A 14,060-nucleotide genomic window follows, 5' to 3' on the forward strand; every position below is an offset into this window, starting at 1 on the left:
TCCCAGGCCCAAAGCGGGACTTGGGCCTCCCCCGTGCCGGGGTGGGTCCAGCGACCCGTCCCGGTCCTCCCCCGTTCAGCCACGGCCGGCCACCCCCCTGTCGGGGCCGGTGCCCGAGTGCGCCGTGCCCAGCCACACCGCGATGGCCTCGCTCCTGCTCACACTGTGAAGTTTCGCGAAGATGCGATTGATGTGGTTCTTGACGGTCTTCTCGCTGATGAAGCAGGTGGCGGCGATTTGCTGATTGCTCATACCGGACGCGATCAGGTCCATCACCTCCACCTCCCTTGAACTCAGTCCGAACTCTTCCTTGCTTCGCGACGGTTGGGGCTGAGGTGCCTGCGACCCCGGATCGAAGCCATACCGTCCAGAAGACTGTGCCACATTCGATTGCAGATGCGAAGTACCTTCGCTTGGATTCGATGAACTCGAGACAATCGGCGCGGACTGAGGCGGCATCTGAGGCGGCATCACGGCCGGGTGGGCGCCGGTGGGCGCAGCCGGCGGGCCCCCGGTGTGGCCGGGCGCCTGACCACCGGTCTCGTACGCCCTTCCGAGTCCGTCGGGCAGTTGCCGGGCGTCTCCGGGGCCGGGCGCGGGGCCGCCGCCCCTGAACTGCGCCAGCAGCGCGTTCGCCGCGGTCGCGGTGAAGTGGGCGCGGCCCTCCTTCACGTCTCTCACGGCGGCGACCAGCTGGTCCGCGCTGAACTCGCCGTGCACGAGATAGCCGCCGGCGCCCAGCCTCAGCGCTTCCTGCACGATGGCGTTCTCACGGCTGTACGTCAGCATCATCACCGGCGCCGCCTGGACCAGGTACGGCAGCGCCGAGAGGCCGTCGACACCCGGCATCCGGACGTCGAGCAGGATCACGTCCGGGCGGTGCTCGTGTGCCGCGTACAGGGCCTGCTGGCCGTCGGCGGCCTCGGCGACGACCTGGATGTCGTCCCGGCCGCCGAGCAGAACCGTCAGTCCGGCCCGGACCACGGGGTTGTCGTCCGCGACGACGACCCGCAGCGGGGCCTGCGGAGGGGGACTCTGGGGCTGTGCGGGGAAGGGTGGGGCCGACTGAGGGACGGGAACATGAGCGGGTGTGTGCTCCGAGTGGAGCGGAGCCGTATGGGACGACGTGTGCTGTGAGACATGCGGGGTGACGAACTGCTGCCCCGATGTACGGGAGATCTCGTCCGGCATCTTGCGGCCTCCTCTCAGGGGTTGGGGACGTTGTGGGGGGCGTGCGGGCTCATGGGCCGGCCGGGACCGTCGCGGTCGGATCGGCGGGCAGGATGGCGGCGACGGGCAGGTCCAGGCGCACCTCGGTGCCGGAGGTCGTACGCCCGCGGCCGATGCGGATGCGCGCGCCGATCCCGGCCGCGCGCTCGACCATGCCCACCAGGCCGAAGTGACCGGCTCTGCGCAGCTCGTCGAGCGTGGTGCCGGGCGGCAGACCGCTGCCGTTGTCGAGGACGCTGACGCGCAGCACTCCGTCGGCGATCCCGGTCTCGACGGTCACCTGGGTCGCGTTCGCGTGGCGGTGGCTGTTCTCCAGCGCCTCCGAGGCGACGGTGAGCATCTGGCGGGCGACGGCGTACGGGACGGGCGGCACGGGAGCGCTGCCGGTGCGCCGGAACTCCGTGGTGATCCCGGAGCGGCGTCCGAAGTCGGTGACACGGGCGGAGAGTTCCCCGGCGAGGTCAACGCCGGAGGCCTGCAGGTCGCCCTCGCGACGGAGGTCGCTGAGCAGCTCGCGGGACTCGGCGGCGGCGCGGCGTGCGGAGCGGGCGACCAGTTCGGCCTGGTGCTTGACGGTGAGAGGGTCCATCCGGTCGGCCGTCGAGGCGAGGCCGTCGGCGGCGAGGGCGAGGCCGTGCAGGGTCTTGGCCACCGAGTCGTGCATCTCGCGGGCCAGGCGCGCCCTTTCGCCGCCCACGGCTTCGGTCACGGCGAGCCGCGCGCGGGCCTCGGTGAGAGCCTGGCCGGCCGACCCGAAGCGCAGCAGGAGGTTGCGCAGGGTCACACCGATGGCACCGGTCACGACGCAGAGCCCCGGCAGCAGCAGGGAGGTGCGGATGGTGGCCTCGGCGTTGGAGTCGGCGCCGTAGACCGCGAACAGGACCAGCGCCTGGAGGCAGGCGAAGAAGGCCGCTCCACGCCAGCCGTAGGCGAGCCCGGCCAGCAGCGGCGTGCAGATCGTGACGTAGCCCAGGGTGCTCTCCGGGCCGGCGGTGATGAGCAGCAGGGCGCCGAAGAGGGCGTCCACGGCGAGCAGCCAGGGGTGGCGCAGCAGTAACGGCCCGAACCGCTCCCAGTCGCGGAAGAGTCCGTACGACACCATGAAGGTGACCAGCACGCCGGACGCGACGAGATAGGTGGGCACTCCCTCTCTCGCCGATCCGAGCGCGAGCGGGGTGGACAGCGCGATCATCGCCAGCCGGAAGCCGAAGACCTGACGGCACAGCGCCTGAAGGGCGTTGATCTGGATCGCGAGCGTCGGCGTGCGGTCCGGATTGTCCGCGGCACGGGCCAGGGAGGCCGTCCCGAGGCCTCCGACTATCCTCCCGATCTGCAGTTCCACTGCGGTTCCCCCTCCGCGTCCACGGTCAGCCTCCGACCGAGCTGAAGTCGGCGTTCGCGCCGTACACGAAGGCCGCGACGAGCAGGATCATGGTGGCCGGGACCATGATCGAAGTGATGGTGAGCGTGGCCTTCGGGACGGCCTTGGCGGCTCGCCGGCGTGCGTTCTGCGCGTCCGTGCGGCGCATGTCGTTCGCGATCTGGATGAGCGTGTCGACGATCGGCGCACCGAGCTCCTCACCCTGCTGGAGCGCGGTGACGAACTGCGCCACCTGCTCGGAGTCATTGCGCTTGCGCAGTTCGTCGAAGGCCTGGCGGCGGCTGACGCCCATGTCCATCTGCCGTAGCGTGATGCGGAGTTCGTCGGCCCAGGGTCCCTCGTACTTGTCGGCGACGCGCTCCAGCGCCTCACGGAAGCCGAGGCCGGCGCTGACGACGACGGCGAGGACGTCGAGGAAGTCCGGGAGGGTCCGTTCGATCTGGTCCTTGCGCTGCCGGATGGCGGCGAAGATGCCGATCTCCACCCAGAAGAGCCCGAACGCGATCATGAAAAGGGCGAGGAACGCCTGGCCGCGCAGGATCATGGCGAAGGCGCCGAAGAGGCCGAGGAAGCCGTAGACGGCCCTGCGTGCGGCATACCGGTCGATGGTGAGACCGCCGGGATTGCCCGCGAGGTCGATCTTGCGGCGGACCTTGTTGACCCGGGCGGGCCCCATCATCCGCAGGACGGAGGGTGCGTACCGCATTCCCAGGCGGTCGACGGCCGAGCCGACCGCGGTGGTCCGGCTCGCGCCGACCTCCAGCGCGACGGCGAGGTCGCCGGGGAGTTTGGCGTCTGCGCGGTACATGCGGATGCCGTGGAAGGCGCCCGCGACACAGAGCGCGATCACCAGGGCGAGGACGAGACCGGTCATTGTTGTGCCCTCTCCTCAGATGTCGATCTTGGACAGGCGGCGGATGACGAAGACCCCGACGCCGTACATCACCAGCGCGGCGACGACTGCGACCTGGCCGAGGAAGGACGTGGTCATCCGGTCGATCGCGCCCGGCATCACCTTGTCCAGGAGCAGCAGCGCGCCCAGTCCCATCACGGGCACCGCGTAGGCGGTCATGTTGACCTGCGACAGCTGGGTACGGACCTCACGCCTGGTCTCCTTGCGCTCCTCCAGGGTCTCGGTGAGGTTGCGCAGCGAGCCGACGACGGTGCCGCCGGCCCGGTTCGACAGGACCAGCGTGGTGACGAGTACGACGAGCTCCCGGGAGGGCAGCCGGTCGGCGAGCTCGCCGAGGGCGTCGTCGATGGAGTGGCCGACGGCAAGCTTGTCCGCGACCCGTCCGAGCTCCTCGCCCGCGGGTGCCTCCAACTCCTCCGCGGCCATCGACAGAGCCGTACGCAGGGCGAGTCCGGCCTGGGTGGCGTTGGCGAGGATCCGGGAGAGCTCGGGCAGCTGGTTGATGAACTTTTCTATGCGCTTGTTCCGCTGCCAGCTGAGGAACCCGAACGCGGCCCAGATGCCCAGCAGTCCGGCGATGGGCCCGAAGAACGAGGCGAACACCGCCTGTGCGAGGAACCACAGAGCGAGGATTGCGGCGACCATGTAGACGAGGAACTCGCCGGGGGTGATGTCGAGACCCGTGGCCGCGAGCCGCAGCTCGATCCTCCTGCCGAGGCTGGTGCTGCGGAGCCTGCGGTCGACGCCGCGGAAGCGTCGGCGGCGTCCGGTGAAGCCCTCGAGCTGGCCCGTCTGGGAGAGCCGGTCGACGAGCGCCTGACGCTGGGCCTTGCCCGAGGAGTAGGCGTGCATGCCCATGACTCCCAGCACGCCGAAAAGGAGCGTGCCGCCGATCGTGAGCAGAGCGAGATTGTCCATGTCGGTCTACCTACTTGGCCTCTCGGGTGGCGAGCTGGTCCTCGTGTGTTGCGACGCCGAACGCCTGTGGGACGGGCTGACTGGCCATGAAGAGGCGGTCGGCGAGGCGGCGCGGGAGCGGGAAGTACTGGAACTCGCCGTGCACACGGCCGTCGGCAGCCATCGGCCGGGCGTTGAACCGGGCGACGGTCGCGAGCCTGAAGGGCTCCCGGCCACGTGAGTCGAGCATCGCGATCTCGGTGATCTTTCGCGCGCCGTCGGCGTTACGGGTCAGCTGGACGATGCAGTCGACCGCGCTGTTGATCTGGTCGCGCAGCGCCTCGAAGGGGATCTTCACCTCGGACATGGAGGCCAGCGTCTGCAGCCGCATGATCGCGTCCTCGGCGCTGTTGGAGTGAACGGTCGCGAGGGAGCCGTCATGACCCGTCGACATTGCCTGGAGCATGTCAAGCGTTTCACCGCCACGGACCTCACCGACGACGATGCGGTCGGGGCGCATACGCAGCGAGTTGCGGACCAGGTCGCGGATGGTGATCTGGCCCTTGCCCTCGACGTTGGGCGGGCGGGACTCGAGACGGATCACGTGCTGCTGCTGGAGCTGGAGCTCGGCGGAGTCCTCGATGGTGATGACCCGCTCGCCCTCCGGGATGAGTCCGGACAACGCGTTCAGCAGCGTCGTCTTTCCGGTACCCGTGGCTCCGGACACGATGATGTTGAGCCTGGACTGGACGAGCGCGGAGAGCAGATACAGCATCGGCTCGTCCAGCGAGCCGAACCCGATCATCTCGCTGAGGGTGAACGCCCTGGGGAAGCGGCGGATCGTGAGCGTGGCGCCGGAGAGGGCCAGCGGCGGAATGATGACGTTCACACGCTCGCCGGAGGGCAGCCGGGCGTCGACCATCGGGTTCGACTCGTCGACACGGCGGTTGACCGTGGAGACGATCCGCTCGATCGTCTGCATCAGCTGCTCGTTGGAGGCGAAGCGCATCGGCAGGAGCTCGACCCGGCCGCCGCGCTCGACGAAGATCTGATCGGGTCCGTTCACCATGATCTCGGTGATGGACGCGTCCTCCAGCAGGGGCTCCAGGACGCCCAGTCCGAGGGCCTCGTCGACGACGCGGCGGATGAGCTGGGACCGCTCGGTCGCGGAGAGGACCGGACCCTCGCGGCTGATGATGTGCCCGAGTACGCGCTCCAGCCGCGCCCGGCGCTCGGCCGCGGCGAGCGCCGACATCTCCGCGAGGTCGATCTCCTCCAGGAGCTTGGCACGGTACGTGGCCACCAGGTGGCCGTCGTCCCGGCCGCCTCCTCGCTCCTCGGGGGCGGTGATGCGTGCCCTCAGGCTCATGTGCGTAACTCCTCGGTCGTACGGGGTGGTGGTGCTCTTTGGCGCTCTTCGGTGCTCTCCGGTGGTCTCCGGGTCAGTCGCTCGGCATGGTGGAGCTGCGCTCGGCGTCGCCCCAGTCGGTGATACCGGGGACGAGCGAGGGGATCTTGATCTTGACGGTGACGGTCACCTCTCTGCCGCCGTTCTGCGGGTTGTAGTCGAACTCGTCGAAGCCGTCCTGCAGCCAGCTGCTGACGGCCTGACGGGCCGTGTACTCCCCCTGGGTCCGGAAGTCGTCGTCGGTCTCGGCACGCGCGCCTGCGCGCGCCGCGGTGCCCGCCTGCGATGCGGCGTAGACGGCGACGCCCAGCTGGATCGCGCCGAGGCCGAGGATCAGCAGCAGCGGCAGGAAACCGGCGAATTCGAGGGACACGATGCCGCGGTCCCGCCGGTCACGTCGGTCCCGGCGGTCACGTCGGTCCCGCCGGTCACGTCGGTCCCGCCGGTCACGTCGGTTGCGGATATGCGTACGCATGCCGTCAGCCCTCCTCGACGAAGGCGGCTTCGCCCTTGACCGTGAAGGGGAAGCTCACGGTGCCGGGGAAGAGAATCGGAACCTTCAGCTCGACATCGGCCTTGTAGAGGCCGTCGAACCCGTTGCCGTGGCAGTTGATGTCCGAGCCGTCCAGCCACGAGCCCAGCTGGCTCTCGACGGTTTCGCGGCACTTCTGGTCACGCTGCCAGGCAGCCACCGCTCCTGTCCTCGCGCCCTCGTCCGCCGCGTTGCCCGCGAGGATGTACGTGTAGCCCAGCAGGGCGCACTGCCACAGCAGGACACAGACGATGATGATCAGCGGGAACAGGCCGACGAACTCGACGGCGACCTGGCCGCGGTCACGCTCTCGGCGGCCGCTACGGCCGTGTGCCGTGGCGTAAGCGGCGGGTGGTGCGCTCAGCACGCGCATCGCTCAACTCTCCCCCTCGAATCGACTGGCTCGTCGGCGCCGCAGGCCGATGGAGCCCCGGTCGTTGCGGAACTTTCCGGCTTTCTCGTTGCCCTCGGGCATCTTGACGATTCCCAGCTCGCCGGCCAGTCCCCATAGCGCCTGTTTCACGGTGGACCTGGTCTCCAGGTCCTGCATCCGGCCGGCGTCGACGGCCGACTGCAGTTCCTTGAAGTTGGCGGGGACGACCGACCGGGCGACCCGGGTGCCGGTGATCCTCTCCACGAGCGGGGGCTGGATCTCCGTGTTCCGTATGAACCGGTTGACCAGCGTGATGGTTTCCTCGGCCTTGCGGATCTGCAGCCGGTCCCAGAGCCGGACCATGCGCTTGGCCGCACGGACGGCGACGACGTCCGGGGTGGTCACCAGCAGGGTGATGTCGGCCATTTCGATGGCTGCCGCGTTGGCACCGTTCATCTGCGTACCGCAGTCGATGATCACGACCTCGTAGCGGTTGCGCAGCGCGCTCACGATCTGCCGTACGGACCTGTCGGTGACTTCCTCGCCCCGCTCGCCCTCTCCGGGTGCCAGCAACAGTCCGATGCCGGTCTGGTGGCTGAAAACGGCGTCCTGCAGCACTCGCGGAGAGATGTCCTGGATGCTCGCGAGGTCCACGATCGAGCGGCGGAACTGCACGTCCAGGTAGGACGCCACATCGCCGCCCTGCAGATCCATGTCGGCCAGCGCGGTGTTCATCCCGGACGCCCGGGCGGCCAGGGCGAGCTGGACGGCGGTGACCGTGGTGCCCACGCCGCCCTTGGCCCCGGAGACGGTGAGGACGGTGCCGCCGGGTCCGGTGAACACGTCGCCGCCCTGCCCCAGGTGGCGGCGTACGCCGGCCGACCACGAGGCCGCGGACTGCACCCGCTGGACCAGCTCCTCGTACGACAGAGGCAGTCCGACCAGACCGCGCGCGCCGGAGTCCATGGCAGCGGAGTAGAGCCCCGGGCTGGCGTCCGACGTGACCAGAATGACCCCGACCGCGGGAAAGCGGAGGGCTACCTCCCGGATCAGCTCGAGCGCCGGAACCGGACCGATCCGCTCATGGACCAGCACGACCTCGGGGAGCTCGTCGATCGACTCGGCGGCCAGCCGCGCGAGCGTGTCGATGAGCGAGGTCGAATCACCGACCGGCCCCGCCGGCTCCGCCTCCGGAAGCTGGCTGAGGAGGGTGGTGATGGATCGGGCGGCGTCGGCGTCACCGACGGCCGGGATGATTCTGGTGCTCATTCGGCCCTCACTTGTCCCCTTCGAGGGTGTACTTGCCCTCACCCGGGCGCAGCGTGGTCGGGCTTCCCTTGGCCAGGAGGGCGAGACGCACGTGCTCCGCGAAGGACTCGGCGTACGCGACGCGCTGGGCGTCCTTGGTGTTCAGGGCGAAGGTGATGGGCACGGCCTCGGTGGCCGCACGGTCCCTGTCGTCGCCCTTGGGCTCCAGGGCGGTCAGCCGCCCGACGTCGATGACCTTGGCGTTGGCGACGATGATGCGGGACTCGTTCTTGGCACCGTCCTTGTCGCCGCCGAAAGTGGCGAAGATGTTGACGGTGTCCCCCGGGGTGATCTTGCCCGCGACACCCGTGGCGGCATCGATCATGATGGCGATCTCCTGCTCGCCGTTCTCCAGCGCCGGCCGCTTGACGATCATGTCGTCCTGGAGCAGCGAGCCCTTGCGCAGCTGAGTGACGGCGATCTTGCCGTCGACGACCGATATGTCGGTCACCGCATTCCGCGAGAGCCAGCGCTTCGGCATCTTGATCTTCTCGAACTGGCCCGGCTGCAGTGCGGTGTACGGAGCCACGTCCGATTTGATGCGGTACGCATCCACCTCCGGCCCGACCTTGGAATTCACATCACTGATCACCGAGAGCACGCCGACGAACGCGCCGAAGGCGCAGAGGACCGAGAGGAGCAGAAGAATGACGCCGCGGCGTTGCCGTGAATTCATGAGGAGGACAACCTCGCTGGGAGACGTGGACTGACGGAGCGGGCGACCCGAGGGCGGCGATCGGACCGAGGCCTGCGCCGGGGCATCCCGCCACCGGCCCGATCGGCCGCCCGAGGGCGGCTATGACCCGTGGTGCATAGGTGTTCCGTGGTTCAGGACACCAGGAGTGGGTGTTTGGTTCTCGGCCGGCGCCAGCGGCGCGGAGCAGAACCCGCAGCGGTCACCGATGAGTTCGATTCCGCACCAGGAACATGTCTCCCGTCTCACGGACGCGACCAGTTGGTAGACGACGGAGATATCAGGGAGATAGGCAGCGAATTCGATCATCTTCGAGGTGCCCCACCAGCGTGCCGAATCGGCTGGTAGCGCGGCTTCCTGCACGCCCTGGACGTGCCAGGAGGGAGCGAGGGTCGTGGTGACCCAGTCGCTCTGCAGTTGTCCGCTCGCCGTGAGCAGTCGGGTGCCGAACTCGGGCCCCGCGAGCTGACCGCCGCCGATCTTGATCAGCTGCGGGGTGGGGTTCGCCAGCACGCCGAACTGTGAACCGGGCACCCATGACTTGGCATGGGACTTGAGGCTCACCGGCACCCGGTCGAGCTTCGCGACCGAGTTGAGCAGAGCGCCCGCGTAGATGTAGTGGGAGAGCAACCGCGCGGCGGAGGCCACGATTCCGGCGCTGAAGTCGCAGATGGAGAGCTGCCGTAACTGCCGCACGAGGACGGCGATCCCCAGCGGCGGCAGGTCCAGCTTCATCAGGGCGATGCGGTCGCTCTCCAGCACGGAGCGGACCGTGTGCAGTCTGCGTTGGTGCGCGAGCGGGATCGAGGCGGGGTAGAGCGCCACGACGTAGCCGTGCTGCTCCAGCAGCACCTGCATGTCGGCGAGTGCGGCGTCCAGCGGCTGCACATCGGGCGACTGCAGCAGCGCGGCTGTCGGCGTCTGCTGGTCCGTTGGTGGTAGCACCAGGTCAGCACTGGTGACGGCTATTGCGGTCGGCACGCTCATTCCCCGTTCAGCTCCAGCCGCCGGGGGTTCCCGGCGACCGCAGTTCTCCCTGCTCGTGCTCCTGCCTCAGCACTTTATCCACGTCCTACGAGGCAGAGAACACCTTTCTGATCGCTGCCGGGCAACGCTCACGACATGCACACAGGCAAAGCCGGACGAACTCGTCAGTTGTTAACTCGCGCATTACCCGAACGAATTACAGTCCGAAGCCTCCGATTCCAGAACCCGAATGAGCGACCCTGCCGAATAAAACGCGCCAAGATCGAAAAGGCGCGCGAACGGCGGTAACCGCCCGCGGCAGCAGCTCCGTAAGCCGAACCGTTCGCTGCGCCTATGCACCGCGCCCTCCTCAGAGCAACCTCAGTGGGCCAATTGCGACCCAGATTGCTCACACATCACACGCTGACGGTCACAACCTACACACGGTCGGTCACGAACGGGCCGAAACAGCCCTGTTGACTTCAGGAGACACCCCCCGCGGCCCGCGAGGGCCCGTATACGGCCTCCCTCCAGAGGTCTTGACAACCCGATTGGTCTGGACCAGCTTGTACGCCCAGCGGTGGCCACCGTTCCAGCACTCCGAAGCTTTCCCCCCCCCACACACCGTCAACTCCCCCACCGGAGGCAGTAAGTGGACCGCACCACAGGCGTACGAAGATGGCTCGGCGGGGCCCTGGCGCTGGCCGTCGGCGTCGGGCTCGCGATCACCGGCGGGGCCGGCACCGCGCAGGCCGCGGACGTGAACGTGGCGAAGAACGCCGGGTTCGAGTCGGGGCTCGCCAACTGGACGTGCACCGGCGGGTCCGGGGCCACCGTGTCGTCGCCCGTCCACGGCGGGGCCGGCGCACTCAAGGGCACGCCCGCCGGGCAGGACAACGCGAAGTGTTCGCAGACCGTGGCCGTCAAGCCCAACTCGACGTATCAGCTGAGCGCCTGGGTGCAGGGCTCGTACGTGTACCTCGGGGCGAGCGGGACCGGGACCACCGATGTGTCCACCTGGACGCCCGGGGGTTCCACGTGGTCGCAGCTGAGCACCAGCTTCACGACGGGCGCCGGTACGACCTCGGTGACCGTCTACGCGCACGGCTGGTACGGGCAGGCCGCCTACTACGCCGACGACGTCTCGGTGTTCGGGCCGGACGGGGGCGGCGGCGGTGACCCCGACCCGGTGGTTCCGCCGGCTCCGGCAGGGCTCGCCGTCGGGGCGGTGACCTCGTCGTCCGTGGCGCTGAGCTGGAACGGGGCCTCCGGGGCGACCGGGTACAACGTGTACCGGAACGGCACCAAGGTCCAGTCGGTGTCCGGGACCTCGGCCACCGTGACGGGCCTGGCCGCGTCGACCTCGTACCAGTTCCAGGTGACCGCGACCAACGCGGCGGGCGAGTCGCCGAAGTCCGCGGCGGTGACCGGGACGACGTCCAACAGCGGCAACCCGGGCAACCCGTCCGTGCCGAAGCACGCGCTGACCGGCTACTGGCAGAACTTCAACAACGGCGCCACCGTGCAGAAGCTGCGCGATGTGCAGTCGCAGTACGACATCATCGCGGTGTCGTTCGCCGACTCGACCGCGACACCCGGTGAGATCACCTTCAACCTGGACCCGGCCGTCGGCTACGGCTCGGTGGACGAGTTCAAGAGCGACATCAGCGCCAAGAAGAGCGCCGGGAAGTCCGTGATCATCTCGATCGGCGGCGAGAAGGGCAACGTCACGATCAACAGTGACGCCTCCGCGACCGCCTTCGCCAACAGCGCGTACTCCCTGATGCAGCAGTACGGCTTCAGCGGCGTCGACATCGACCTGGAGCACGGCATCAACTCGACGTATCTGTCGAAGGCGCTGCGCCAGCTCTCGCAGAAGGCGGGCTCCTCACTGGTGCTGACGATGGCTCCGCAGACCATCGACATGCAGAGCACCGGCACCGAGTACTTCAAGACCGCGCTCGCGGTGAAGGACATCCTGACGGTCGTCAACATGCAGTACTACAACAGCGGTTCGATGCTCGGCTGCGACCAGAAGGTCTACTCCCAGGGATCGGTGGACTTCCTCACCGCGCTCGCCTGCATCCAACTGGAGGGCGGCCTCGACGCGTCGCAGGTCGGCCTCGGAGTCCCGGCGTCCACCCGCGGCGCCGGCAGCGGCTACGTCGACCCGCAGATCGTGAAGAACGCGCTGGACTGTCTGGCCCGCGGCACCAACTGCGGGTCGTTCAAGCCCTCGCGTACGTATCCGGGCCTGCGCGGCGCGATGACCTGGTCGACGAACTGGGACGCGACGGCCGGCAATGCCTGGTCCAACGCGGTCGGCCCGCACGTCCACAACCTGCCGTGACCAACCGGCCGTGACGAACGGGCCGTGGCCAACGGGCCCTGACCGACCGGCCCTGACCGACCGGCCCTGACCATCCCCGGACAGGCAGCGTCGCCGCCCCCACCGGCGGCGCTGCCGCCGTTCTGCCCGTCAGGTGCTCAGTACACCGGCGGGCGGTTCGCGAGATAGAACTGAAGCACGGAGCCGAGCTCTCCGAGCCACTGGTGCAGCACGGCCTGGCGGCGGGCGGCGATCCGGCACTCGTAGAGCATTCCGTCGGCATGAGCCACGGCCACCATGAGCACCGTGCCGTGCGGTGCAGGGGCGTGGTGGACGGTCCGGATCGCCGGCCAAGGGAATTCCATGGTGTGGCCCTGGACCTCCAGAGCCACACCGTTCGCGTCGACGATGACGGAGTTGACCCGGTCGTGCACCAGGAACTCCGGCCCGTCGTAGGGGGGTTGTACCGGACCGCCGTACGGGGGCTGCACCGGGCCGCCGTACGGGGCCTGTACCGGCACGGGCATCGGAGGCCCGAAGCCAGGAGGCGGGGGGCCGAAGCCGGGAGGCGGGGGCGGTGCCGCGCCCTGGCTGTGCTGGTCGGGATAGCCGCCGTATGTCATGTCCACCAGTATGGCGGGCCCGTCACCACGGAAGATCGCGCACCTGCTGCACGCAGAGCACGACGAACAGCAGTCCGGCCGCGGCCAGCATCGCATTGCTCAGCAGGCCGTTGCGCCACTGGGCGGGCGTGCGGGACGAGTTGAGCAGCCAGATCAGGGTCAGCGCCAGGAACGGCATGAAGAACGCGCCGAGGACGCCGTACGCGATCACCAGACCGAAGGGCTGGTCCAGCCAGAGCAGGCCCATGGGCGGGAAGGTCAGCCAGAGCATGTACGCGCGGAACGGCCAGGAGCGCTCGCGGCGGCCCTCGGCCACCTCCTCGACCGCGTTCTCGCCGATGCCCTTGCGCGTGCGCACGATGCGCTCGGTGAAGTCGGCGAAGAGCAGGCTCACCCCGTGCCAGACGCCCACGAGGGCCGAGAACGATGTCGCGCAGAAGCCGACGAGGAAGAGCTTGGCGGTGAACACGCCGAAGCGGTCCTCCAGGACGTCGCTCAGGGCGAGCAGGCCCTTGTCGCCGCTCGCGAGCGCGATGCCCGAGGCGTGCAGCAGTTCGGCGCCGATGATGAGCATGGCGACGACGAAGACGCCGGTGGTGAGGTAGGCGACCCGGTTGTCCAGGCGCATCATCTTCATCCAGGACGCGTCGGTCCAGCCCTTGGAGTTGATCCAGTATCCGTACGCCGCCATGGTGATCGTGCCGCCGACGCCGCCGATGAGGCCCAGGGTGTAGAAGAACGAGCCGTCCGGCAGGACGGGCACGAGGCCGGCGAGCGCGGCCGGCAGGTCGGGGGCGACGCGGGCGGCGACGTACACGACGATCAGGAACTTGATGCCGATGAGGACCGTCATCAGCTTCTCGAACCGGGCGTAGCGGTTGAACCAGACCAGGGCGAGACCGATGAGGCCGGCGGCGATCGCGAAGGTCTTGATGCCGCCGGGGACGTCGGGGAAGAGGGCGGCCAGCGGCAGCGCGGTGGACGACATCGCCGTGGCGCCGTAGATGAAGCCCCAGACGACGACGTAGATGCCGAAGTAGACAGAGGTCCACCGTCCGAGGCTGCGCCAGCCGTCGAACATGGTGCGTCCGGTGGCCAGGTGCCAGCGACCGGTGGCCTCGGCCAGCGAGATCTTGACGAGGCAGCCGACGATCGCCGCCCACAGCAGGGTGTAGCCGAACTTGCTGCCCGCGATCAGCGTCGCGACGAGGTCACCGGCGCCGACGCCGGTCGCGGCGACGACGATGCCCGGGCCGATGTGCCGCCAGCTCGCCTTGCGGAGCGGGGGCATTACTGTCCCTTTTTCTGATCCTGTGTCTTCTTCCGTCGTGTCTGTCACAGTTGCGGCCGCCTTTCCCCTCATCATCGAACTCGTGGCCGAAGTGCGCCCTTGACCCGTGCATGCC

At 68.8% G+C, this 14,060-nt stretch carries 13 protein-coding genes; 1 reads left to right on the forward strand and 12 read right to left on the reverse strand.

Annotation, left to right across the window (positions count from 1 at the left end):
- Positions 1-75: 75 nt before the first annotated feature.
- The 10 genes from ACWGI8_RS00115 to ACWGI8_RS00160 all read right to left on the reverse strand — a co-directional run bounded on the left by ACWGI8_RS00115 (position 76) and on the right by ACWGI8_RS00160 (position 9,723).
- Positions 76-1,191: a response regulator gene (locus ACWGI8_RS00115; RefSeq protein ID WP_453657045.1), complete on the reverse strand. Its 1,116-nt coding sequence runs from the start codon at positions 1,189-1,191 to the stop codon at positions 76-78.
- 49 nt (positions 1,192-1,240) lie between these two features.
- Positions 1,241-2,572 (reverse strand): sensor histidine kinase, encoded by a 1,332-nt coding sequence (locus ACWGI8_RS00120; RefSeq protein WP_453657047.1) that lies wholly within the window; start codon positions 2,570-2,572, stop codon positions 1,241-1,243.
- A gap of 25 nt (positions 2,573-2,597) precedes the next feature.
- A complete protein-coding gene (locus tag ACWGI8_RS00125; RefSeq protein WP_453657049.1) occupies positions 2,598-3,485 on the reverse strand; it encodes a DUF5936 domain-containing protein in 888 nt (295 codons plus the stop codon).
- A 15-nt stretch (positions 3,486-3,500) separates the two neighbouring features.
- Positions 3,501-4,442, reverse strand: coding sequence for a type II secretion system F family protein (locus tag ACWGI8_RS00130; RefSeq protein WP_453657051.1), 942 nt, complete (start codon positions 4,440-4,442; stop codon positions 3,501-3,503).
- A gap of 10 nt (positions 4,443-4,452) precedes the next feature.
- Positions 4,453-5,790: a CpaF family protein gene (locus tag ACWGI8_RS00135; protein ID WP_453657053.1), complete on the reverse strand. Its 1,338-nt coding sequence runs from the start codon at positions 5,788-5,790 to the stop codon at positions 4,453-4,455.
- 73 nt (positions 5,791-5,863) lie between these two features.
- Complete coding sequence (locus tag ACWGI8_RS00140; RefSeq protein WP_453657055.1) at positions 5,864-6,202, reverse strand: TadE/TadG family type IV pilus assembly protein; 339 nt, start codon at positions 6,200-6,202, stop codon at positions 5,864-5,866.
- A gap of 106 nt (positions 6,203-6,308) precedes the next feature.
- The gene (locus ACWGI8_RS00145) at positions 6,309-6,734 is read right to left on the reverse strand and encodes a TadE family protein (RefSeq protein ID WP_453657057.1); all 426 of its coding nucleotides are present in this window, start codon (positions 6,732-6,734) and stop codon (positions 6,309-6,311) included.
- Between the two features lie 3 nt (positions 6,735-6,737).
- Positions 6,738-8,003 carry an AAA family ATPase gene (locus tag ACWGI8_RS00150; RefSeq protein ID WP_453657059.1) on the reverse strand — a complete coding sequence of 422 codons (1,266 nt, stop codon included), beginning with the start codon at positions 8,001-8,003 and terminating at the stop codon, positions 6,738-6,740.
- Between the two features lie 7 nt (positions 8,004-8,010).
- Positions 8,011-8,718, reverse strand: coding sequence for a Flp pilus assembly protein CpaB (gene cpaB, locus ACWGI8_RS00155; protein ID WP_453657061.1), 708 nt, complete (start codon positions 8,716-8,718; stop codon positions 8,011-8,013).
- Positions 8,719-8,838: 120 nt separating this feature from the next.
- Entirely contained in the window at positions 8,839-9,723 is an 885-nt protein-coding gene (locus ACWGI8_RS00160; protein ID WP_453657063.1) for a hypothetical protein, read from the reverse strand.
- 631 nt (positions 9,724-10,354) lie between these two features.
- Here ACWGI8_RS00160 and ACWGI8_RS00165 point away from each other — a divergent pair.
- Positions 10,355-12,052, forward strand: a complete 1,698-nt coding sequence (locus ACWGI8_RS00165) for a chitinase (RefSeq protein WP_453657065.1) — start codon at positions 10,355-10,357, stop codon at positions 12,050-12,052.
- A gap of 137 nt (positions 12,053-12,189) precedes the next feature.
- Here the strand turns inward: ACWGI8_RS00165 and ACWGI8_RS00170 are convergent, their stop codons facing one another.
- Positions 12,190-12,654 (reverse strand): hypothetical protein, encoded by a 465-nt coding sequence (locus ACWGI8_RS00170; protein ID WP_453657067.1) that lies wholly within the window; start codon positions 12,652-12,654, stop codon positions 12,190-12,192.
- A 22-nt stretch (positions 12,655-12,676) separates the two neighbouring features.
- Positions 12,677-13,945, reverse strand: a complete 1,269-nt coding sequence (locus ACWGI8_RS00175) for an Nramp family divalent metal transporter (RefSeq protein WP_453657069.1) — start codon at positions 13,943-13,945, stop codon at positions 12,677-12,679.
- Positions 13,946-14,060 lie beyond the last annotated feature (115 nt).

It is taken from the genome of Streptomyces sp. NPDC054841, assembly GCF_053611045.1.

Coding starts and splice junctions, on each gene's coding strand:
- ACWGI8_RS00160 (WP_453657063.1), bottom strand. CDS start 9,723: ATGAGCGTGCCGACCGCAATAGCCGTCACCAGTGCTGACCTGGTGCTA.
- ACWGI8_RS00135 (WP_453657053.1), bottom strand. CDS start 5,790: ATGAGCCTGAGGGCACGCATCACCGCCCCCGAGGAGCGAGGAGGCGGC.
- ACWGI8_RS00130 (WP_453657051.1), bottom strand. CDS start 4,442: ATGGACAATCTCGCTCTGCTCACGATCGGCGGCACGCTCCTTTTCGGC.
- ACWGI8_RS00150 (WP_453657059.1), bottom strand. CDS start 8,003: ATGAGCACCAGAATCATCCCGGCCGTCGGTGACGCCGACGCCGCCCGA.
- ACWGI8_RS00125 (WP_453657049.1), bottom strand. CDS start 3,485: ATGACCGGTCTCGTCCTCGCCCTGGTGATCGCGCTCTGTGTCGCGGGC.
- ACWGI8_RS00170 (WP_453657067.1), bottom strand. CDS start 12,654: ATGACATACGGCGGCTATCCCGACCAGCACAGCCAGGGCGCGGCACCG.
- ACWGI8_RS00175 (WP_453657069.1), bottom strand. CDS start 13,945: ATGCCCCCGCTCCGCAAGGCGAGCTGGCGGCACATCGGCCCGGGCATC.
- cpaB (WP_453657061.1), bottom strand. CDS start 8,718: ATGAATTCACGGCAACGCCGCGGCGTCATTCTTCTGCTCCTCTCGGTC.
- ACWGI8_RS00145 (WP_453657057.1), bottom strand. CDS start 6,734: ATGCGCGTGCTGAGCGCACCACCCGCCGCTTACGCCACGGCACACGGC.
- ACWGI8_RS00115 (WP_453657045.1), bottom strand. CDS start 1,191: ATGCCGGACGAGATCTCCCGTACATCGGGGCAGCAGTTCGTCACCCCG.